Origin of the sequence: Microbulbifer sp. VAAF005, from assembly GCF_030012985.1 — a bacterium.
GTDB lineage: Bacteria > Pseudomonadota > Gammaproteobacteria > Pseudomonadales > Cellvibrionaceae > Microbulbifer.
This window is the reverse complement of the sequence record NZ_CP120233.1, coordinates 1,309,339-1,330,201: the sequence shown is the minus strand read 5'-3', so window position 1 is coordinate 1,330,201 and position 20,863 is coordinate 1,309,339. Positions and strand designations below refer to the sequence as shown.

Annotated in this window: 21 protein-coding genes and 3 tRNA genes; 14 read left to right on the top strand and 10 right to left on the bottom strand. The window is 45.6% G+C overall.

Annotated features, from left to right (window positions below; translation table 11 throughout):
- Positions 1 to 353 precede the first annotated feature (353 nt).
- From P0078_RS05865 to P0078_RS05855, 3 genes are all read left to right on the top strand, one after another.
- Positions 354 to 441: transfer RNA gene (locus P0078_RS05865), tRNA-Ser, on the top strand.
- 1,091 nt (positions 442 to 1,532) lie between these two features.
- On the top strand, positions 1,533 to 2,408 hold the full coding sequence (locus P0078_RS05860; RefSeq protein WP_282933534.1) for a hypothetical protein: 876 nt from the start codon (positions 1,533 to 1,535) through the stop codon (positions 2,406 to 2,408).
- Between the two features lie 622 nt (positions 2,409 to 3,030).
- Positions 3,031 to 3,118: transfer RNA gene (locus tag P0078_RS05855), tRNA-Ser, on the top strand.
- A gap of 128 nt (positions 3,119 to 3,246) precedes the next feature.
- Here the strand turns inward: P0078_RS05855 and P0078_RS05850 are convergent.
- From P0078_RS05850 to P0078_RS05815, 8 genes are all read right to left on the bottom strand, one after another.
- Positions 3,247 to 3,498, bottom strand: coding sequence for a hypothetical protein (locus P0078_RS05850; RefSeq protein ID WP_282933533.1), 252 nt, complete (start codon positions 3,496 to 3,498; stop codon positions 3,247 to 3,249).
- A gap of 318 nt (positions 3,499 to 3,816) precedes the next feature.
- Positions 3,817 to 4,332: a hypothetical protein gene (locus tag P0078_RS05845; protein WP_282933532.1), complete on the bottom strand. Its 516-nt coding sequence runs from the start codon at positions 4,330 to 4,332 to the stop codon at positions 3,817 to 3,819.
- Positions 4,333 to 4,609: 277 nt separating this feature from the next.
- On the bottom strand, positions 4,610 to 5,239 hold the full coding sequence (locus P0078_RS05840; protein ID WP_282933531.1) for an HAD-IA family hydrolase: 630 nt from the start codon (positions 5,237 to 5,239) through the stop codon (positions 4,610 to 4,612).
- 363 nt (positions 5,240 to 5,602) lie between these two features.
- On the bottom strand, positions 5,603 to 7,411 hold the full coding sequence (locus P0078_RS05835) for a hypothetical protein (protein WP_282933530.1): 1,809 nt from the start codon (positions 7,409 to 7,411) through the stop codon (positions 5,603 to 5,605).
- A 121-nt stretch (positions 7,412 to 7,532) separates the two neighbouring features.
- A complete protein-coding gene (locus P0078_RS05830; RefSeq protein WP_282933529.1) occupies positions 7,533 to 8,150 on the bottom strand; it encodes a LysE family translocator in 618 nt (205 codons plus the stop codon).
- Between the two features lie 72 nt (positions 8,151 to 8,222).
- Positions 8,223 to 8,720 (bottom strand): T6SS immunity protein Tdi1 domain-containing protein, encoded by a 498-nt coding sequence (locus tag P0078_RS05825; RefSeq protein ID WP_282933528.1) that lies wholly within the window; start codon positions 8,718 to 8,720, stop codon positions 8,223 to 8,225.
- Between the two features lie 88 nt (positions 8,721 to 8,808).
- Positions 8,809 to 9,687, bottom strand: a complete 879-nt coding sequence (locus tag P0078_RS05820) for a CPBP family intramembrane glutamic endopeptidase (protein ID WP_282933527.1) — start codon at positions 9,685 to 9,687, stop codon at positions 8,809 to 8,811.
- 678 nt (positions 9,688 to 10,365) lie between these two features.
- The gene (locus tag P0078_RS05815; protein WP_282933526.1) at positions 10,366 to 11,064 is read right to left on the bottom strand and encodes a hypothetical protein; all 699 of its coding nucleotides are present in this window, start codon (positions 11,062 to 11,064) and stop codon (positions 10,366 to 10,368) included.
- 263 nt (positions 11,065 to 11,327) lie between these two features.
- Here P0078_RS05815 and P0078_RS05810 point away from each other — a divergent pair, with 263 nt between their 5' ends.
- From P0078_RS05810 to hdeA, 4 genes are all read left to right on the top strand, one after another.
- Entirely contained in the window at positions 11,328 to 11,828 is a 501-nt protein-coding gene (locus P0078_RS05810) for an HNH endonuclease family protein (protein ID WP_282933525.1), read from the top strand.
- Between the two features lie 379 nt (positions 11,829 to 12,207).
- Positions 12,208 to 12,888: a hypothetical protein gene (locus P0078_RS05805; protein WP_282933524.1), complete on the top strand. Its 681-nt coding sequence runs from the start codon at positions 12,208 to 12,210 to the stop codon at positions 12,886 to 12,888.
- Between the two features lie 108 nt (positions 12,889 to 12,996).
- Positions 12,997 to 13,224 (top strand): hypothetical protein, encoded by a 228-nt coding sequence (locus tag P0078_RS05800; RefSeq protein WP_282933523.1) that lies wholly within the window; start codon positions 12,997 to 12,999, stop codon positions 13,222 to 13,224.
- Positions 13,225 to 13,226: 2 nt separating this feature from the next.
- Positions 13,227 to 13,655 (top strand): acid-activated periplasmic chaperone HdeA, encoded by a 429-nt coding sequence (gene hdeA, locus P0078_RS05795; protein ID WP_282933522.1) that lies wholly within the window; start codon positions 13,227 to 13,229, stop codon positions 13,653 to 13,655.
- A gap of 301 nt (positions 13,656 to 13,956) precedes the next feature.
- Here hdeA and P0078_RS05790 read toward each other — a convergent pair.
- Positions 13,957 to 14,032 (bottom strand) — tRNA-Arg (locus tag P0078_RS05790).
- Between the two features lie 410 nt (positions 14,033 to 14,442).
- Here P0078_RS05790 and P0078_RS05785 point away from each other — a divergent pair.
- Positions 14,443 to 14,622, top strand: coding sequence for a PA3496 family putative envelope integrity protein (locus tag P0078_RS05785; RefSeq protein WP_108735213.1), 180 nt, complete (start codon positions 14,443 to 14,445; stop codon positions 14,620 to 14,622).
- Positions 14,623 to 14,961: 339 nt separating this feature from the next.
- Here P0078_RS05785 and P0078_RS05780 read toward each other — a convergent pair whose 3' ends face one another.
- Complete coding sequence (locus tag P0078_RS05780) at positions 14,962 to 15,654, bottom strand: 2OG-Fe(II) oxygenase (RefSeq protein ID WP_282933521.1); 693 nt, start codon at positions 15,652 to 15,654, stop codon at positions 14,962 to 14,964.
- Between the two features lie 304 nt (positions 15,655 to 15,958).
- Between P0078_RS05780 and ccmA the strand changes: the two genes are divergently transcribed.
- From ccmA to P0078_RS05750, 6 genes are all read left to right on the top strand, one after another.
- Positions 15,959 to 16,627, top strand: a complete 669-nt coding sequence (ccmA, locus tag P0078_RS05775) for a cytochrome c biogenesis heme-transporting ATPase CcmA (protein WP_282933520.1) — start codon at positions 15,959 to 15,961, stop codon at positions 16,625 to 16,627.
- Positions 16,614 to 17,327: a heme exporter protein CcmB gene (gene ccmB, locus P0078_RS05770; protein WP_282933519.1), complete on the top strand. Its 714-nt coding sequence runs from the start codon at positions 16,614 to 16,616 to the stop codon at positions 17,325 to 17,327. The genes ccmA and ccmB overlap by 14 nt, the downstream gene beginning before the upstream one ends.
- 14 nt (positions 17,328 to 17,341) lie before the next feature.
- Entirely contained in the window at positions 17,342 to 18,085 is a 744-nt protein-coding gene (locus tag P0078_RS05765; RefSeq protein WP_282933518.1) for a heme ABC transporter permease, read from the top strand.
- Position 18,086: 1 nt separating this feature from the next.
- The gene (gene ccmD, locus P0078_RS05760; RefSeq protein ID WP_282933517.1) at positions 18,087 to 18,329 is read left to right on the top strand and encodes a heme exporter protein CcmD; all 243 of its coding nucleotides are present in this window, start codon (positions 18,087 to 18,089) and stop codon (positions 18,327 to 18,329) included.
- 87 nt (positions 18,330 to 18,416) lie between these two features.
- On the top strand, positions 18,417 to 18,866 hold the full coding sequence (locus P0078_RS05755; protein WP_282933516.1) for a cytochrome c maturation protein CcmE: 450 nt from the start codon (positions 18,417 to 18,419) through the stop codon (positions 18,864 to 18,866).
- Positions 18,863 to 20,854 carry a heme lyase CcmF/NrfE family subunit gene (locus P0078_RS05750; protein ID WP_282933515.1) on the top strand — a complete coding sequence of 664 codons (1,992 nt, stop codon included), beginning with the start codon at positions 18,863 to 18,865 and terminating at the stop codon, positions 20,852 to 20,854. The genes P0078_RS05755 and P0078_RS05750 overlap by 4 nt, the downstream gene beginning before the upstream one ends.
- Positions 20,855 to 20,863 lie beyond the last annotated feature (9 nt).

The window sequence follows — 20,863 nt, the reverse complement described above, 5'->3', positions numbered from 1 at the left end:
TAAGGGCCCAAGGAAAGAGAAGGCCCCGAAAGCTATGTTAGTCGGTACTAGTGTAGAGCCTGGGTTTAGGTGACTAATCGAGCCTTCCATCTAAACCTGCGACATCTCCTGAGCCCATTTGAAAGAGTACATAGCAATGGTACTTGCGGCGGCTGACACAAAACACCTTTATGAACCCCCGTTTTTACTGTCCGAGATACTTTTTTCGCATTAGTGCTTGCACAACCGGGTACATTTGGGTAAAGTGCGCGCTCTCTCGACGACACAGCAGCTATCTTCCTGATTTCCTTGAAGATTTCGCTGAAGAGAGAGGCCGCTACAACGCGGAGAGCCCTCGCGAAGGGTGACAATTTGGTGAGGTGTCCGAGTGGTCGAAGGAGCACGCCTGGAAAGTGTGTATGTCGCAAGGCATCGAGGGTTCGAATCCCTCCCTCACCGCCATCTTCTAAAAGCCCGGTTTATACCGGGCTTTTTTGTTTCTTTTCTCGCTTAATTCCATTCTGTCTTTTGGTAGTTCCAGCCGTTATTTGTGACACTTTTTTTGGTTCTTCAGGACGGGATGCCCCAAAGATTGGCCCAAATTCGAATGGGCTTAAAATCGATGAGTTATTTGATTTGAGGGAGCTGTAAAAGGCTATTTTCACCCAGGATGTTTAATTGATCGTTTTATATTTCCTCTCATTTTGGGGCAATTTTTTCGTCTGCCCAGGTTATTTTATTTAAGTTAGTTTCGTGAGAGTGTTCACTGGGAATGTAATTCTCTGCCGCTATTTTTAAATTGTAGCTACATTCTCTAATTCGCAGCTAATTCACGGTTATATATTAAATTTCCTGGCTAAATTATCTTCGTGATTATTGCCTGTTTGGTGGTGAATTCTTACTTACAATCCTTATATATTTTCACAGTATGCAGGGTTTGGCATGTAAAATTTACTTATGCTGTCAATGACGGCCACTGCTTCGGTATTATCGAGCGAGATACTATGAATCAAAAAATTGCTAAGGCTGTGAGCTGCTATTGCGACTGAGGTCAAAATGGTGTGTGAATTAATATGGCTGGAAGATCTACGCATATGGTTTATGTGATAACAAAGATATTAGCCAATGATGAAAGCCTTCCAGTGTATGTATCGATCAATATCAGCACTGGGGATTCCCGGTGCTTGATTGTTAGAGCTACTTATCAGGCTGACTCTATGTCAAGAGTCCGATTACTTTAATGGATTTTATTGAGCGGTTGATCAGCGATTTATCAGGGTTGGTTGTGTAGGTACTATCCTTGAGTTTTTCAATTGGGACGATTGTGGAGTGAAAATTTTTGTGGAGACAGGGAGAGTTGAAATACAATATATTGGACAGATTTAATTTAGTTGGTCTTTAGTGGATGAATGGTATTTACCATAAGGTGAATCTATACAAGATCGGCGATAAATATGGATTACTATGATGTGAACCATATTTTCTCAGGAAGTGGCTCTAAAATCTGTTCGAAGTTTTGTTGTATCTCATAATGTATTAAATGGAATTTGATTTTGAAAAACCTGGATGCAAGCTACCCTATGCACAGTGGTGTGCTGAAAAATTCTATCGCTGGTATTGCTTTAATCTGCGCACCGTCATTGATTCAGGCGGATACATTAAGTTCAAAAATAGACCTCGGTGAGGCATTTCCTTTCAGGTTGGAGGATGGGGTTGATCATGAGGTAGATTTAGATATTAGCTATCAATTCGATAATATCGAAAGAGTTTGTGTCAATACTGAAGTTAAAGATGGAGATGCGAATTCGGCAGTTTTTATAGTAGAAAAAGAATTTATAGATCCAGATATCCCTTGGATTTCTACCCAATATACTCTGGTGGACCTGTTATATAACCATGCTCTGCCAACTCCGGACAACTCCAATCCTTCTTCACAGTTACAAAATTTCAACTACTGTGTTGATGAAAATAGCTTATTGTCGAAAAACCTACTGGATGGGGAGGGTGAGATAAAGCTCAGAGTGCAAGGTGGTTATGTAGAGCTATGGGATCTTGAACTGGTTGTTGAGGGTGACGTCTCTGACACTCAGTTAGCGATTGTGCTTGATGAGCCTGCCGAGTTTTTAGTTCCTTCCTACGGGGGAAGAGTCAATTATGATGCGAGTATACGTAATTTAGACTCTTCACAATCGTTGGTTACACTTGAGCAATGGAGCCTACTCACTTTTCCCAATGGGGATAGTTATCCCATTCATAATTCACGAGATGTTGTGCTGAATTACTCTGAGACAAAGGACTACACTCGGAATTATCTAACTATACCAGAGTGGTTTGAGGCCGGAGATTACGGGTTAACTTGGTATGTAACTAATCCAAGCACTGGGGCTCGAGTAAAAGACAGCCTGTATTTCACAAAAAGTGCTGACTAAGTTTTAAATTGTCAGTGGGCTGGGGCACTTGTGCGCCCCAGCTTTCTATTGAACTGAAGTAGCGAGCACTGAGAAGTATCACCGACGAACCTTGGAGCGTTCTGGAAGAAACTTGCCCTGGTGGCCACGTTATAGTTCTCTTTTGTTGCCTTTAACAGGATGGGCAGGACACTTTCTTGAGGTAAGTTTTAGACACCGATAGGTTATGAAAAGGTACTAGCAGTCAATTTACACCCTGTACTCAGGCTGTATCGGGTTGGATATAGATTTGCTATGCAGTCTTGACTGGTTCCACTGGGCGTTCCCCCTTTCTTTCCCAGATCCTCCGCCATACCAGCCCCTTATTACTTGGTCGGTGTGCGGTGTTCAAATTCTAAACGGTATTGGTCGTATGAGCGCACACAATTTGTATGAAATCTAACCAAGAGCATTGGATGTGCACCAAAGAGAATGTACGGAGCCCATTCATCTCAGATTTCACTGGAACTTTCTCTAACATTTGGGTAAAGTGCACTCTCTCTCAAGGCTAAAGTAGCTATCTTATTGATTTATTTGAAGATTTCATTAAGGCGAGAGGGCGTCGAAAGACGGACAGCCCCAACAGGGGGTGACAAGAGAACTTGGTGAGGTGTCCGAGTGGTCGAAGGAGCACGCCTGGAAAGTGTGTATGTCGAAAGGCATCGAGGGTTCGAATCCCTCCCTCACCGCCATCTTCTAAAAGCCCGGCTTATGCCGGGCTTTTTCATTTCTGAAGCTTTTGTTCTTTAGTCTTGAGTATCAAAGACCTTAGCTGCCACCGTTTTCTCCTATAGACGGAGGAGGCTGCTAGGCAGAGACCCTATTTATTACCGCAATACTCATCAAAATTGCTGGGAGTGTTAGCAAAGCCAGCCTTCTCTGCAAGCTCCCATGGTCGTTCGCATTCTTTAGTTTTACTACACCAAAGGTAGCCGGCTGAGTTTATACACCCGTGGGCATCCTTGTCTGAACCGACCGGTGTGGTGGGCTTGGGATCCTCTGGAGTATCTGAGGAGCACCCCATCAGGGACGCGAATAGAATAAAAGCGGCGGCTTCTTTGATTTTGAGCATTACAATCACCAGAAAGTTAAGGTTATTGTTAAGTATACGATTTAGTGCAGTACCCTTCACAAGCCGTGCCTAATTGTTACTTCAAGGCCAGTTCAAGTGGGCCTTTTAATATTATTATTAAGTTGGAAAGGGTATGGGGTTGATAAGCCCCCTCAGTCTAGTAGCTTATCTGCAAATCTGGCTATACTTAAAAATCACCCTCTCGATAACTCTCAAAAGTCCTGGTTACTTTAATATCCTGTCTTAGGGCCGTGATATCTCTATCGCAGGAAAAAATAAGTCCGTAAGTAGTAGCGGATTGCCTAAATCTACAGTATTTCATACTGACTTCACCATACTGGCAAGCAGCTTTTCACATGCTCTATAGAGAATAGGTTCTAGCTCTTTTGCTCCAAAAACAGGCCTATGTCTGAGCATCCCTCTTAGGCTGAATACTCCTGAAAAATATTCTCTCCATGGCATTTTCTCTCGAGCCCTATAAGAGGAGTGTGTTTTATTGGAGTCGGCGTAATAGAGTCGAGCTGCGACTTCAATCTTTGGCCGCCAGAATACAGGCATTGCGCCAAATTCTCCAAAGTATGCGGTGTCAAACTCACCCCCTCTTACTTTTAAGACTACAACCTCTAGTGCTAAATCATTGGATTTAAGTTCTATTCGACTCGATATATGTGGTAAGGAGAAAATTTCTACCAGCCTATGACGAATGCCCGCCTCTAAATCTTCGCCCTTAAAAGCCCCCCAAGCACCAATCTTGCTAAATTCATTCTGTGAGACGACAATCATTTTATCCAGATAGACTCGTGGTTTACTCTTTTTAAATAACTTTGAGAACATTCTTACTGTAGCCAGATATAGGTTTTGTGAGGATGGGTACAAGGGTTAGTGCTGAAGGTGTCGTGTGAAACCGACATCCTATTAGACATGGAATGATAGGTTTTCTGTTTATATTTTGCACTACTGTTAATGGCTAAATTGTACCTCCCATGGGCAAAGAGCCAAATAGATATTGCTTGTCGGGAACCATCTTTTCTCTGCCGCCCATGATGACCGGTTGTAGCATGAGCTTGAATGAATGATGTTAATAAACTAAAGGTATAGTGTTCTTGGGGGATTAGTTACCTATTAGTTTTGGTAACTCTCTCATCGCTAGAAAGGACACTACGCCAACGGTATTAGATTCTTCATTAAAACGATTAAAAAAGTAAGTTTTCATGCCTGCTTCTTTACCAGCCTTAACTCCCACTGGCCCATCATCTATAACGGAGCAGTTCTCAGGATGGTGGCCCATACTTTTGGCGGCATGTAGGTATATGCCTGGGTCAGGCTTCCATATACCTACTTCATATGAACTGAATAAATTATTTCCGAAATACTTAGATAGCCCACATATATCTAATGCATGCTTGATTTTTTGCAGGGGGCCGCTAGATACTACCGCTTTCTCACCATCAAGTGCCTCAAGAGCGTCTGCTACACCTTCAACAGGTTTTAACTCTCTGATAAAGAGTTTTGTGACTATATCGCGATAAGCTGCAACAAAATTGCTTTTCAGTTTGATATTATTCTCTTCTTCTAATAGGGATAGAATGCTTGCCAGTTTCCAACCCCGAAATCTTATGACCAGTTCATCAGCATCTAGTTTTATTCTGTAATTTTCGAACATCATAGCTAAGCCAATACTGGAGAGATGCTCGCTATCAACTAAGGTGCCGTCGTTATCAAAAAGTAGGCATTTACTCACGGACGAAGCTCCTATTGACTTCTTTTATGTTACGCTATTTTTCCCATAGTGAGTTTATATAAATGATATATAAAGCCGCCGCCGCAATAGGCATGAAGTGCCACCAATAAGAGGAGGCGTCCCCTCCATGGTTGTATTGGTATATAACAATACCGGCGGCAAGTATGCTAATTGAGGGTAGTAAGTATAGGGAAGCCGCAAGTATCACTGATGATAGTTTTGATAAATTTCCTCTATTAGCTACGCCACCTCCAGCGAATGCGGCCATCATAAAAAGGAATCCGCAAAAAGACAATTGAAGAAATGAGCCTACAATAACCCAAGTTAAAGACATGTTGATCCGTTTCCTTTGTATAATTTACTCTAAAATCCTGCCGTGATAACTGACCCTGGTGAGGGTATTGCTGCTTTTTCTTTTTTGTGGCTTATTATTCTAATTATATGATTTATTGCGGGGTCTTCTCCTGCGAAATACTCTTCAGATGAGAGTGTTACGGGAACATGTGGTGCAATCCAGATACGATGATCTTCGGCCTTTGAGGCCTGATGATATTGAGATGAAATAATTCCCCAGACACCGCTGTAAGGAAGTTTAAACCATCCTGCTTCACCTAAATGGTTGGGTCTGCTTCCACTTGGTTCACCGACAATAATGATGTCAGTCAAGCGATCGAGGTCTGCAAGTAACAAATGTGCAGCGGAGAAAGTATTTCGTCCAATAATCACAAATAGATTATTCTCTTCGCTATTTTCTGAAAAATGAATTAACGATCTTGTTAAGGGAGGGATAATAGAACCATTGCCGCCGCTGTTGTGACGCAAATCTAGAATAAGATTTTTGACTTTTCTACCCTTGGTGAATGCTGTGATCTTTTTGCTGAATACGTCCAGTGGGTGTGACTTATCTTGTGCGACCCTATTAAATTGTAAATATAGGAGATCATTGCCAGAATTGTATTCAAGCCAATAGTTTTCTTTCTTGTTCCTTAGGTAAAGTAAGTTGTCCCTATTATTAGGTGCGGGTAAGGTTGGAAAACCTGTAAAGTTGAAAGGTTTTCCTGATAGAACTACTTGCTCTTTGGCTCCTGATTTTTCTTCCAAAGTTAGTGGGATCTTCGATGCACTTTCTACTATGCCTAAACCCTCGAGAACCTCCGGTAAAGCCAGATAGTAAGGCCCCAGCCAGTATTGTTGCATTTCGTTATCGCGGGCATTTACAGTGGCAATCTTTTTCATTACTGCATCTATCGGCTGGTTGGCTACAGAAAGGAGTTTTTTCCCTACAAGATGCTTATATTCGGTATCGGCACCTACAATGAATATCCCATCATTAAACCAATAGAGCTGGATTGGTAACTTGCTGAATGAGCCATTCCTAGAGTGGGTTGGGACAATAAAGTTGTGTCCATTCCCTAAGCTGGCAAGTAGCGCCATCATTCTAAATACGATTTGTTGGTCGGTTAAGTGGGGGATTTCTGTTTTAATTTCGTTTATGTGTAATGCTAGATCTTTCTTTGATGAGTGATGGTAGGGGTTAACATGTAGGCGTAATATTTCATCAGCTAGGAATTTTAAATCTGTCATCCAGCGTTCATCTCTCGATAAATTTTCCAGCTGGCTTTCCCCTGAAAGCTCCTTATACATGTCGTCTTGAGATATGTGTTGAAAATCGCTGCTGCCAATGAGACTCTTCCGGTCATCCCATCTGGAATCGAGTGCTTTTTGAATCCAGCCCAGCGCTTGGTCCTTCTCTTCCATTTTGGAATGACATTGTGCAATTTTAATCATTATATCGTTAGAGGGGGATGAAGCTGATCTTATCCCCGACATGATTGTCCCTAGTTCTAGGGTTCGTTTGAGTGAGGGGATTGCTTTGTTACATTGGTTCGTCTCAATGTATCCATGCCCGAGTAAAAACCAAGTGTCTCCATCATCTTTATATTGGGCGGTTAGTTTTTCGAGCAAGGGAATAGCTTTTTCCCAGTCATCGGTTTTTGCGAAACTTACTGCTTGTTCTCGCTCTATCCAATATTCGGAGCCGCTAGAGGGAAAGGACTGGGAGGGCATTTGACCAATAGCGCTGTTGGTCATAAGGTCTGCCTTTGAAGCGACTACTTCAGGTGATGGAGTTAAGAAAAATCCGAGTACCGAAAAGGTCAAAAAAATTTTCATGCTTGTTTGTGCTTATTCTTTTACGATTGAGATTCTTAGGGGTAAGCTTGAATCGGGTATGCCTGAAGCAACATTAAACTTAATGTTAGTAATCGCTTTACTGTTTTTGTTAATGGGGGGCTCATTCCCTGCTCGTAAAGGCGAGTTTGAGTCCTAAAGCTGCGAAGCTACCAGCAAAGGCTCGTTGAATGATAACGCTAATTTTTTCTGAGTGAATAACATAATTTCGAATGACTGTTGCTAGTAAGCCATAAACAATGAAAACCAGAAAGGTCATAACCATGAAGGCAAGCCCAAGTATCAGCATACTATCTACGGGGTTCTGTATTTGAGAGGGAATAAACTGGGGTAAGAATGCCAGGAAGAAGATGGTTAGCTTTGGGTTTAAGATATTAATCATAAATCCCTTGAAAGCAATTGAAGTTAAACTCTGTTTCTTTTGATTTTCTTCTAGAGTCAGAGAGTTGCTGGATTTAAGCATTGACCAAGCTAAGTACAGTAAGTACGCGACCCCTGCATATTTTACAAGCTGGAATGATAATGCACTGGTATGAATGATTACGGACAGCCCCATGATGCAAGCAAGGATAGAGGGGATGATGCCTAGCGTACAACCTAACGCTGCAGAAATACTTGCCCTTTTACCCTTGAATAGCCCCGCAGCAACTGTATATAGAACTCCCGTTCCCGGTATCAACACAACGATAAAAGAGGTAATCAAAAACTCAATGCTTATCATAAGGACAAGTCCTGACATAAATTATAGATTTAAATGCTGGATTCAGGGATAACCCTTTTGAATGGTGGCCTCTCAATCTTCTTCAATTTTTAAGCTTATACTAGCTATTGGTGTTCCTGGGGGAAGGCCGCTGAGTTGCTCATGTATCTGTCCTAACAGATCTAGATGGACTTCCCAAGATATAGATTGATAATTTTCTGTAATGTACTCCCCGCCCATTATCGGTGGTTGGATTGGTGAATAGCAACAACCTTGAGTTAATGGTTGCTCCACTAACTCAAGTAATAATCTATATTTAAACCAGTGGCCCGGAATATCTTTCATTGCTGCCATCATCTCTCGGAATACAATCCAGGATTTAGCGGCAAGTTCCATTTCTCCTGTGCCAGTATCTAGGAAATAGACACGTTCCTTGTTCAGTAGGCCTTCCTTCCTTTTGAAGAATAAATCTCCCATGGAGGTCAGAAGGCACATGGAGGCCTGTTTGCCAACTAGCCATCTCCAGCATTCAAGGGCATCTCTTTTTCCTAGATCAGTAACTGGAGCAAAAATATCTACTTCATTATCCATAATGTATTTCTATATGCCTGCGGTAAAATTGCCAAAAACTCATGATTGTTCTTAATCAAAGCCCCTGTCATACATCCATGGCGCTACGTCAAGAGTTTTTTGGAGACAACAGTTCGCTTGCTGGTTGAGCGGAGCCGAACTCTTGTTGGCCCTTTCTCCAGAAATAAATGCTGATACAAAAAATAACTACAGGTAAAACCATACCAAACTCATTGAGATACCAGCCTGAATCTGTGCTTTGTAGGGTCAAAGGATTAAAGAATTTTTGAATAAATGCATTGTGACTCATGTGGAAAATAACGGCAGGCCAAACACTGTTAGTCTTTAATCTTACGTAAGTCATGATGACTGACATTGACATTAAGCCTAGCGTAAAGAAAAACAACTGATAGCTGAGAGGGGCTGTTTCATTCCCGTAGACACCTGCTACCATCATGGGCCAATGCCAGGCGGCCCATGTAAACCCAGAGGTTAATGCGATCCCTGAGAAGGACATAAGCTTTGAGAGCTCAAGTACAAGCAATCCACGCCATCCAATCTCCTCTCCTAAAACTCCAGGCAGTATCAATATAAAGCTGATACTCGCAGTAATTAAGAACCTAAAGAGGATTACACTGGTATCACTCCAGCCATCTACTTTATACCCTTCTCTTAGTGCCGTAACGTATTCTGAGTTATACCACTCCCCGAAACCTAAGATCCACATAATGAGGTAGGCAGCTGCTACATAGCCCAAGGGTACCAAATAGCTTAACCACTGATATTTCCAGCTTCCCCAAGACCATCCTAAGGAGCCCAGGCTCTTCTTGAATATCAAGCATGTTGTGACCGTGGCAAGCCCAACAGAAAGCATTAAGGGTACTGCGCTTTCCATGTGAAAAATTAGCCAGTATCCGATAGGGTAGAGGCTCGCTGTGAGAATTAAAAAAACAACGGTAATTTTGAGCGAACTCAGCGATTCTTTCATCTAGATCGTTAACTCCGTGTTATCTTGAAAATGGCTAATCTGCAGTATGTCTATGTGCGAAATAGGATATCTCTTGTACTGTTAATGAGTGGGGATTACAAGAGGCGTAAAGTGTTGAAGGTTGACCTGCAGAGTACTGTTATTGAGGTAAGGTTAAATTTACATTTTCTGAATCATATTTTCTAAATGCGGGAGGAATTGCCTATCAACTGTCTCTCGAATTAATGTTCCTTGGATTTTTTACTGAGCTATTCGATTATAGTGAATTCGATCAGTTTTTCCTTACTTTTACCTAAGCGGTTTTGATCTTACCAGACGGGTCATTGTATTTTCTTGTAGATTCGTTCAATGACATTCTGTATGGGATGTTTAGAGTTGTTAAAACAAGTGTATTAGCCTCAGGTAAGTATTTTGTATTTGATAGAAGTTAGGCCATGACTGTAGCCGCTAGGTTAATAACTGCTAACCGAAGTAGTTGAGGTGCTATATGTGGTTGAATGCCTGTACACTTGTACAATGAAGGGGCTACGTCCTCCTTTCTATAGCTTAATGCTGTTAAGTAACCTAGAGGGTAAGACATCGCTCGGAAAGTGACGTATAGGTAGTGTCCGGCGATTTAGTTATTGAGCCGTTTAATGTGAAGCGCTGTGCTGCTCCTGAGTTATAAAAGGGCATTGGTTAATGTTGTTTCCACTCTATGGTATCGCCTAAATTTTGTTTTATGTTTTCAAACATTGCGACTCTGCTAGAGTTGGGGAATTTTTGGATAAAGAAGTCGATTTGCTGTTTTGCTTTGGGGATGTCTTGGCGATAGATATGCAAGAATACATAACCAGATTCGACCTCACTGTTAAGATTGGGGCTAAAATGTTCTTTTAGTATGGATAAGCTTAGCTCTGCTTTGTCTAAGTATGCGGGGCCAATTGACAGGTAGAAATAGGATGCTGAAAAGTTGCACATCACGGACTTTTTAAAAGTGTGAAGACACGCACTTAGGTTATTGAATGCTTTTTCCGCGCTACCCTCTACATCCATGTTGTGGCCCTGTCGGTAAAGTTCTGATAGCAGGTAAAGCGACTCTTCTGAGCCATTATGTACTGTGTAAAATGCTTCTGCTTCGGAAACTAATACAAGCCATTTTCGATAGATCAACTCTCTTTCTTTCTCATTTGTAAAACTGGGTGGGTATCCACCAATAAACTGATTGAGTTTTAATATACTCTGTCTAATCTCCGAAAAGGACATCGTGGGTGAATCTATTACTGGGGGATTTAGTTCAAATATCCGTTCTTGGAGTGTGGTGCCAGGGATGTTGACTTGAGATGAAGCGTTGGCAGAAAGAAGTGTGATGAAAGTTAGTGCTAAAGATAACTTCATTATTCTGTCTCTTATATCCTTGCTGTAATGGTTCTCGACCTTTAAGTAGTATAGGGGATAGCTATTGTTACTACATACCGATTTCTTAACCATCTAAATTTTTTCAGTCGTATATTAGCTTAATGATATTCATTCGTTGGAGTGGGTGGATAAAGTACACTTGTACCGATTTTTGCTCATGTCAAACTGGATTGGCTTCTTGACGGAGCTCAAAGCTATAATCAAAATGCTCCCCCAGCAGTAATTAGCCGCAGTTTAGCTTTATGCGACTCAAGTCTTTATTAATAGTGTCCATGCTGACCCTCAGCGGGTGTTATGAAGTAACCCCTCAATCTTATGATCGCAGTGAGTGGTTGCCACGGTGGTCTGATGTCGATGGTGATTGCCAGAATACTCGCCAGGAGCTATTGATCCGTCTCTCTTTGGCTCCTGTTGCCTTCAGCAATGAAAAGAGCTGTACAGTGGTTTCAGGCCTGTGGATGGATCCCTATACGGGACGGTTTTTTGAAAAAGCTTCGGATCTGGATGTGGAGCATATAGTACCGCTATCTTGGGCTCATAAGTACGGTGGTGCTAGCTGGAGCCGGGAGCAGCGTAGAGCTTTTGCAGAAGATCCTGCAAATTTGTGGCTGGTTGATGATGGCCACAATCGCAGTAAGGGAGATAAAGGGCCCGATCAGTGGCTGCCGCCCTATAAGCCAGCTCAAGCCATTTATATTCGTCAGTTTGAGGTTGTGGCCCGTAAGTATCGGCTTGGAGACTGAATACGACACTCTACCGTTAGAGCTGACATTGAGCTGATTTTTAAGTAAATCGGCTCCTGATGGAAATCACTGATCTCCGGATTATTTAGATCCTTCACTCCTTGCTCCCCATCCTATTATCTCCTTCGGGTTAATTGGCAATAGTGATATTTAGCTATCCACCTAACCTACAGGTCCTGGCATGAACGCTAGTCAGAAATGGCATTAATGTACACTTCGGTTAAAGCACTGTGACTTTCTTCTCTTGCTGAATATTCATTTCTGCGATTACTTGCTGCTTAGATAGGGTGGGGTGTTACGAATTTGGCTTCCTTGGGTTACATAATTAAAGTGATATTTACAGGCATTGAATTGAGTTCAAAGATGATAGGGGAGAGCTATGGATAGAGTTGCTGGTATCTCGGCGTTTGGCATGGGGTTAATTTATATTAGTGCGTTTGTATTCTTTGGTGCTTTTTGGCCTTTTCCATCGGATGGGAGCCCCATAGAAAAAATGACGTTCTTGGCAGAAAATCAACTGATTTTTAATATTGCCTATACCCTAATGTACTTGGTCTTTGCGATCTTACTGGGCTGTGTGGTAGTTAACTTATATGAAAAGCTAAAAAGCAAGAGGAGAGAGATTGCTGCATTGGCATCCTTGTTTGGAGCAGTCTGGGTGGGCCTTGTAATAGCGAGCGGTATGATCGCAAATATAGGGCTCGCCTATGCTTTGGGGCTTATGGAGGTCAGTGTTCAGAAAGCTTTCGATACCTGGGGAATAATATACTTGATGGTTGAGAGTCTTGGTGGTGGCAATGAGTTGGTGGGTGGACTTTGGGTTCTGCTAATTAGCATTGCTGCATTGCAAATTGGACTTTTTTCCCGGCCATTAAACTTTATCGGAGTGTTAGTGGGAGTGGCGGGAATTGCGACTATCTATCCGGACGATATCTTTACAGAAATATTCGGAATTTCCCAAATAGTCTGGTTTATTTGGTTAGGTTTCTCTTTGCTAAGGCTGGGTAGGCACAGTCAAAAATGGGAGGCAGCAAACTCTATTCCGAGCGCTAATAGCTAAAGGTGTACATAGGTAAAGCCTGCTTCTTCACATGGAATGCGTCTGGACAATAAAGTTTGTATGCAAGTGGGTAAGGATGTGTTTTTGATTTTCCCCAAAAAATGAAAAATGCGTCTATCCTTTCAATGGGCCAAGCATTCGTTGATTCAGTGTCTTGGCTTGCGTTTCCGCTGTCGTAAGGCTGGTGAATCCGGGGCTATTCCTTGCCTCGCTGTTTGTCGCAGTCATTTTAGTGACTTGCCGGCCAGTCCTCCCCGGCCCGTGGGTAGCGAGCGGATTGCACATTACCTGCAATTGATTTACGGGGTGATAACCCTGGATATTTTGGAGATCTAATTGTGAAAAGTAAGCAGTTCATTCTTCCTTTGGTAATTGCCAGTCTTGCTGCTTCTGCTGCCTTCGCGGATAACCATCCCAAGAAGCCGGCGAAAGACTGGACCTGTGCGGATTTCCTGGCTATCGACGATGAGTTTAAACCTAAAGCAGTTTATTGGGCTGCCGCCTACGCCAAGAAAGGCACGGAAGAGGGGGATATGCTGGATATTGAAGGCACAGAAAAAGTGACGCCGATGGTGATTACCGCCTGCACCAAAGCGCCAAAAGAATCTTTCTGGGCTAAGTTCAAAGATGAGTGGCACAAGGTGGGGATGCACCACAAGAAGGACAAAGCTGAAAAGCAGATGATGAAGATGCAGAAAAAAATGCAGGATGGCACTCAGATGAACAATAGTAATGGTGGCAGTGGCACAAACGGGACTAACCAGTAGGCGCTGTTCGTCAATACTTGCATTGCTATTGTTCTGGGCCCGGCTTGTGCCGGGCTTTGTCTATCCTGAGATGGAGATTCACCAGCGAAATGGTTTCGGTTAGTATTTATGGTGAATGGACGAAAAGTAGGCAAATGGATTTGTGATATGGGAAAGACTGTAAGAAACGAAGCCAGGCGCGGGAGAACAATTAGCCGTTCTACCAGGCTCTTCTGGGGTGGGGTGCTGTTGGCTGGGTTGTTCCTGGCGCTGTTTATGCATTCGGCAAAGGCAGTCGTTTGCTAATTTGCCTTGATATGTATGGCGCCCCCGGGTGGACTCGAACCACCAGTCCGGACTTAGGAGGTCCGTGGTTTATCCTGTTAACCGACGGGGGCGGGTATCAGCACTGCTGAAGAGCGGCGCTATTCTAGCCTGTGGAAAGCCCTGTGTCATGTCATGCTTTTCACTATTAACTCACCTTCCATCAAATCGTACCAATTTGTTGTGTCACTGAGGGTAACATTGGCGCCACCCGGTTACTGCTATTCCCGTCGTTCCCTTTTCTTAAAATTTTCGAAAAACTTTCATAAATCTGTCTTTTTTCTTCGCTACTTTGACTTCGAAATGGCGGTTTTTGCGGATAGCTTTGTTCAGGGATCAGTTGGAAAGTTTTGAAGTGAAAGCGGCATTTCCACTTGATAAATTATTGCTTGACCACGATTGATTGAGCTGGATAACCTGCAATTGCACCCTTGGTGCGATAAGGATATTTCTGCTTTCTCTAATCAAGATTATGGAGTTTCGTATGAGCGGCCACGTTAACGAAAGACGCCTAGATTTTGATAATGTGGGTATTCCACAAATTGCAACTGAAGTGCTGAAGGAAGCTACCTCTCAGCCACCACGCGACGCACGTCGAATGGTAGAAGACAAATTGGAGGAAAAGCGTTTAAGGCGTGAATTAATGGACTATGATTTCGACTAACGAAATATGCTGAAACTTTAACGGCTACAGCCAGCTATGCAGGGTGCAGATAATAAATAAAAGTAATCTAAAAATAGGGTTGCTTAAACTGTACTCTGCGTAGTTAATAGATTTTATTGAAAATTTGCCTTTCCTGCCCAAGTCACTGCTGTTTTTCCCTAGCTCTTCTCTGTGTTTTTAAATCGTTGGGCTCTGTTTCCCCGTATTGTATTTCCCATTAATTAAAGTTGTTAGGTTTATTGCTTTTACAATGGTTGCCTTGAAAAGAGGGAGGAAGATGTGTATGTACAGAGCCCGTAAGGGATGCGGGCTCTATCGTAGGTATTGAGTTGACTGTAGCTACATATTTTGTGTGGCCGCAGAGTTGCCTCCAAACCAGCCCAGCAGACGCTTGAGTTTTGAAGTTAATTTGCCGCGCTTGGCCTTTCTGTTCTTGTCAGCATCGCTGACTAACCAGGCTACCTGGATAACCAATCTTTTACCCTCAAAAGGCAAGTGCCCATGGAACGAGTTATCGGCTCGCTTAAATGCGGCCAGGGTACCGTACGAAGGTTTTACTTCCGGGGCTGCGGTATCTTCAAAGTTATCGCCGCTTTTTAAGAAGCGCAGGCAGCCTGTGCCGTCCAAGGACCACTCCGGGTTTAGGTAGAGCAGGGCGGTAGCAATTTTTGACTGTCCGTCGGTATGGATGCGGCCGTGGCGTTTCTTGAGTGTACGGCTAATGGAAACATAGGTTGGGTATTGAGAAAGATTCTCAATACCCAGGTTGTTGCCAATAGCATCGGCAAATTCCGGAGCCCTAAACTGTTCAATCAGTTCATTTATTGTGGTGCCACAACTGCTTCTATCGTAGGGAAGGTAGCCTGCCCCTTTAAGCTTTGGGAAGTCTTTGACAAAGGATGCCATCAGGTTCTCGGCCAGCAAGTTCTTGGCAACGAAGAAAGGAAATGGCTGTTGGTGAATCTGGCTTTCTTGGCCAATTAAAGTAGTAGCGTCGAGCCACGGACCGATATGGGTGGCGAGATTATTCATAGACACGCATCCTTACGAGCAGAGGGATAGGCCCTTCTTGGGGGCCAGCTTTATGTCGACCTCTGAGATTACCCACTTCCTTGAGGGTACAGCGAGAAACAGGTACACCGTCTCACGACGGTGTGAAAATACCAAAACTACAATTCAGTGCCAATTTAAATAGCGCTTTTCAGTGTGAATCAGTGGGCATTCTTGCGAAAGATCAAGGGTTGCTAAAATGTTGCTCGCTGAGACAATGCAATTAGCGCTGGTGCCGGTATAATGCCGTTCAGATTTGTCAGAGCGGTTTTATCCTGGAATGTCTGTGACCCCTAAGTCCCAAGTTGTGCTGCAAGTGAGAGATCTCGCCTGCGAAAGGGATGGTCGGCGCTTGTTTGAGGGCCTTCAGTTTTCCCTTCAAGCCGGCGCTGCAATTCAAATCAAAGGCAGTAATGGCGCGGGTAAAACGACCTTGCTGCGCACTTTGATTGGCAGTAGCAGTGATTTCACTGGAGAGATCCTTTGGTGTGATAGCGCCTATCCGCAATCGCTCTCGGCGATGCGTGAGTCCTTACTATATATCGGGCATAGGGGCGGAGTGCGCAGTGGCCTGACTCCGCTGGAAAACCTCACCTGGTATGGTGCTGACCATGAGGACGCGCTCAATGCGCTCGACAAAGTCGACCTGACCGGCTTTGAGGATAGCTTGTGCCACTCCCTTTCCGCCGGCCAGAATCGCCGTGTTGCCTTGGCGCGATTATTTCTACCTGATTCCCCTCGATTATGGATACTCGATGAGCCTTTGACTGCCCTCGATGTTGTGGGTGTTGCTGCTTTGGAAGAGCAAATGGCGGTTCATCTTTATAGCGGTGGTTCAATTCTGCTGACCTCACACCAACCTCTGTCATTAGCCGGACTCAGTGAGGTTAATTTGTCTGACTATTCAGTCTCTGAGCCTTTTGAGGATTTTGGGGGAGAGCATGTCGACAGTTGATGTCCAAACGCCGGTGAGCGAAGTGCGCAGTGGCCCCGGTTTTATGGCGCTGTTCCGGATTGAAATGCTCTTGGCGTTGAGAAAAAGAGCAGATATTGCCAACCCCTTATTATTTTTCGTGACGGTTTTAGCACTTTTGCCGTTAGGGGTAGGACCTGAGCCCGAACTTCTGGCAAAGATGGCTCCAGGCATGATCTGGGTAATGGCCCTACTGTCCACAATGCTATCCCAGGAAAGCCTTTTTAAAGGTGATTTTGAAGATGGCACCCTGGAGCAGCTCACCCTGTTACCACAACCGCTTTACTTTGCGGTTCTTGCAAAATCCCTGGTGCACTGGATTGCCACAGGCTTGCCGCTGGCATTGCTATCGCCGCTGCTCGCCTTAATGCTGAATCTGCCGGTGGATGGTTATGTTTGTTTGCTGGTTTCCCTATTGCTGGGAACCGCGAGTTTGAGTTTGATCGGAGCTATTGGCGCAGCACTCACTGTTGCCTTGCGCCGCCCCGGTTTGCTCTTGGCACTAATTGTTATGCCGCTGTATGTGCCCGTGCTAATCTTCGGCACCGGCGCAGTTCAGGCGGCAATTGATGGCTATGCCTACAGCGCCCAACTGGCGATATTGGCAGCACTCCTAGCGGCTGCTGCGGCACTGGCGCCACTCGCTGCTGCGGGTGCAATACGTATTAGCCTGGATAATTGATTTGGAGGTCTTTCTTGGCTTGGCAATGGTTTCACCGCCTGGGTTCGCCCCGCTGGTTCTATCAAAAAACTGAAGCCTGGCTGCCATGGCTGGCGCTGGCTAGTGTTGTATTGCTCGCTGTAGGCAGTGTTTGGGGCCTGGGTTTTGCCCCAGAAGATGCCAAGCAGGGCAATAGTTACCGCATTATCTTTATCCATGTACCCGCCGCCTTCCTGGCACTGGCCGGTTACTACATTATGGCGATCAGCGGTGCTATCGGCTTGATCTGGAAGATGAAGCTCTCCTTTGCCGTGATGCGCGCTGCCGCGCCGATCGGTGCGGTATTGACCTTTGTCTCGCTATTTACCGGTGCTGTGTGGGGTAAACCTACATGGGGTGCTTACTGGGTATGGGACGCCCGCATTACTTCAATGCTGATACTCCTGTTTCTCTATGTCGGCGTTATGGCACTTACCCACGCAGTGAACCGGGAGCAAGTCGCCGACAAAGCTTCTGCGTTGCTGGCCCTGGTGGGCACCGTGAATATCCCGATTATTTACAAGTCCGTAGACTGGTGGTTTACCTTGCACCAGCCCGCGACCATTCGCCTGACCGAATCCAGCAGTATTGATCCGAGCATGTTCTACCCGTTGCTGACCATGATTATCGGTTTCTACTGTATGTATGCCTGGACCCTGCTGACTCACACCCGCACTCTGCTGCTCAAGCGCGAGATGCGCACCAAGTGGGTACAGGAAGAACTGGCGGGAGGTCGATAAAGTGGGGTTTCAATTTGCCAACCTGGCTGATTTCCTGACGATGGACGGCCACGGTGTATTTGTGTGGGTGTCCTACGCGGTGACTTTCCTGAGTCTCGCGGGGATGGCTCTCTACCCTTACATTGCCCGCCGCGGCCTGAAGGCAGAGCTGGTGCGACAGCAGAAAATTGCCCAGCGCCGCCGCCAGGCAGTGAGTGAGCGCACAGTAACCACAAAGAAAGAAACAGCAGAGGAACCGGCTTAATTTCAATTTGCCGGGTTCCAGCGGATAGGGCGATGGAGAACCTATCAGCGCAATAGAATTAAATAGTTATGGAGTAGGACTTAGACAATGCACCCTGTACGCAAGCAACGCCTGATACTCGTACTTGTCCTGGTGGTATTGTCCAGTGCAGCAGTAGGTTTTGTAGCCTATGCGATGCGCGGCAATATCGATTATTTCTATGCCCCCAAGGCCTTTGCAGCGGGTGAAGTCCCGGTGGAAAAGCGGATTCGCGCGGGAGGCTGTGTTGTCCCGGGCAGTGTGCAGCGAACTACTGATAGCCTGGAAGTCCAGTTTGTGATTACTGATGGCGAGGCTCAACTCTCCGTAGTCTTTGACAAAATCCTGCCGGATCTATTTGCCGAAGGCGAAGCAGCAGTGATTACCGGCCAGTTGATGCCAAGCGGTGTTCTGCGTGCGGACCAGGTTCTGGCCAAGCACGATGAAACTTATACGCCACCTGAAGTAGCCGACACCATGGTTTCCCATGAAGGTTGTTCCGATGGAGCGAAAATATGATCCCTGAGCTGGGCCATTTTGCGTTAATTGTCGGCTTGCTGCTTTCGGTTGCTCTCGCAACAGTGCCGATGGCCGGTAGCTATTCATCGCGCCCTGTGTGGATGGATGCGGGGCGTCCGCTGGCTCTGGGTATTTTTGCGTTCGTTCTGATCGCTTTTGCCTGCCTGACCACTTCTTTTGTGCAAAGTGATTTCACGGTTAATTACGTAGCACAGAACTCCAACAGTATCCTGCCGGTTTATTACAAAGTTACCGCTGTATGGGGTGGGCATGAGGGCTCCATTCTGTTGTGGCTTTTGATTCAGGCTGGTTGGGCTGCGGCAGTAGCGCTGTTTGGTAAGCAGCTGCCCCCAGAGCTTTCCGCGCGGGTTTTATCCGTACTCGGTTTTGTACTGATCGGGTTTTTCCTGTTTATTCTATTTACCTCCAACCCATTTGATCGCACCCTGCCATTCCCGCCGATGGAAGGTTCTGACCTGAACCCGCTGTTGCAGGACCCGGGTATGATTTTCCATCCGCCCTTGCTTTATATGGGGTATGTGGGTTTCTCGGTAGCCTTTGCTTTTGCTATTGCGGCACTGCTCGGTGGCCAGCTGGACGCGGTGTGGGCCCGTTGGGCAAGACCCTGGACGGCTGTGGCTTGGGGCTTCCTGACACTGGGTATTGCCTTGGGTAGCTGGTGGGCTTATTACGAGCTGGGCTGGGGTGGTTGGTGGTTCTGGGATCCGGTTGAGAATGCATCCCTGATGCCTTGGTTGGTGGGGACTGCCTTGATGCACTCCTTGGCGGTAACTGAGAAGCGTGGGCTGTTTAAGAGCTGGACTATCCTGCTGGCGATTTTCGCTTTCAGTCTCAGCCTACTCGGCACCTTCCTGGTGCGCTCAGGGGTGATTACCTCGGTGCATGCATTTGCTACTGACCCACTGCGAGGCAGCTTTATTCTGGGCTTCCTGGCTGTAATTGTCGGCACTTCGCTGCTGTTGTTTGCCCTGCGCGCACCGACAGTGAGCGCTCGCAGTGTTTTCTCTTTCCGCTCTTTGGAAACCTTCCTGCTTGGCAATAACATCCTGTTGATGCTGATTATGGGCATGGTTTTGACCGGTACTCTTTACCCGCTGCTGGCCGACGCCATGAACTGGGGCAAGGTGAGTGTGGGTCCGCCCTTCTTTAATCTTTTCTTCGTGCCACTGATGGTTGTTCTCTGCCTGTTGGTGGGTATGGGCGTGCGCGCCAACTGGAAAGACAGCCGCTGGGACAAACTGCTGAGCGCATGGCGTTTGCCATTTGTCGCTTCGTTGGTAGTTGCGTTGCTGTGGACCCTGGCCCTGGGAGATTTCCACTGGGGAGCGGCGCTGGGAATCTTTATTGGTATCTGGGTCTTTGCTTCCAGCATCGCTGATATCGTGGCTAAAACCCGCAACTCCAGCTCATTCTTTGCCGGCCTTAAGCGTCAGAGAGCCAGTTACTACGGGATGCATATCGCACATATCGGCCTGGCAGTTTCTGTGTTGGGGGTAGTACTGACCACCGTTTACAGCATTGAGGAAGATGTGCGTATGGGTGCTGGGGACAGTTTCCAGGTTTCCGGTTACGACTTCAAATTTGACGGTGTTCGTATGGTTCAGGGGCCTAATTACCGGGCCTTTGAAGGTGTATTGCATGTCAGCAAGGACGGGAAGCCGGTTGCAGAGCTGCATCCCCAGAAACGCAATTACCTGTCTGGTGGCAACACCATGACAGAGGCGGCGATCGATACCGGACTCTTCCGCGATATTTATGTGGCCCTCGGTGAGCCGATGGACAGGTCTAACCCAAGCGGTGATTGGGCTGTGCGACTTCAGTACAAAGCCTTTGTGGTATGGATTTGGCTGGGCTCGCTTCTGATGGCGATCGGTGGAGCTATTACTGTAGCGGATAAGCGCTATCGCAAAGCGAAAGCCGCTAAACCTGTAGATGTAGAAGTTACAGGCAATGTTGCTACGGCGTAATAGTTGGAA

Coding starts and splice junctions, on each gene's coding strand:
- P0078_RS05850 (WP_282933533.1), bottom strand. CDS start 3,498: ATGCTCAAAATCAAAGAAGCCGCCGCTTTTATTCTATTCGCGTCCCTG.
- P0078_RS05845 (WP_282933532.1), bottom strand. CDS start 4,332: ATGTTCTCAAAGTTATTTAAAAAGAGTAAACCACGAGTCTATCTGGAT.
- P0078_RS05835 (WP_282933530.1), bottom strand. CDS start 7,411: ATGAAAATTTTTTTGACCTTTTCGGTACTCGGATTTTTCTTAACTCCA.
- P0078_RS05830 (WP_282933529.1), bottom strand. CDS start 8,150: ATGATAAGCATTGAGTTTTTGATTACCTCTTTTATCGTTGTGTTGATA.
- P0078_RS05825 (WP_282933528.1), bottom strand. CDS start 8,720: ATGGATAATGAAGTAGATATTTTTGCTCCAGTTACTGATCTAGGAAAA.
- P0078_RS05820 (WP_282933527.1), bottom strand. CDS start 9,687: ATGAAAGAATCGCTGAGTTCGCTCAAAATTACCGTTGTTTTTTTAATT.
- P0078_RS05815 (WP_282933526.1), bottom strand. CDS start 11,064: ATGAAGTTATCTTTAGCACTAACTTTCATCACACTTCTTTCTGCCAAC.
- P0078_RS05810 (WP_282933525.1), top strand. CDS start 11,328: ATGCGACTCAAGTCTTTATTAATAGTGTCCATGCTGACCCTCAGCGGG.
- P0078_RS05805 (WP_282933524.1), top strand. CDS start 12,208: ATGGATAGAGTTGCTGGTATCTCGGCGTTTGGCATGGGGTTAATTTAT.
- P0078_RS05800 (WP_282933523.1), top strand. CDS start 12,997: ATGCGTCTATCCTTTCAATGGGCCAAGCATTCGTTGATTCAGTGTCTT.
- P0078_RS05785 (WP_108735213.1), top strand. CDS start 14,443: ATGAGCGGCCACGTTAACGAAAGACGCCTAGATTTTGATAATGTGGGT.
- P0078_RS05780 (WP_282933521.1), bottom strand. CDS start 15,654: ATGAATAATCTCGCCACCCATATCGGTCCGTGGCTCGACGCTACTACT.
- ccmB (WP_282933519.1), top strand. CDS start 16,614: ATGTCGACAGTTGATGTCCAAACGCCGGTGAGCGAAGTGCGCAGTGGC.
- P0078_RS05755 (WP_282933516.1), top strand. CDS start 18,417: ATGCACCCTGTACGCAAGCAACGCCTGATACTCGTACTTGTCCTGGTG.
- P0078_RS05750 (WP_282933515.1), top strand. CDS start 18,863: ATGATCCCTGAGCTGGGCCATTTTGCGTTAATTGTCGGCTTGCTGCTT.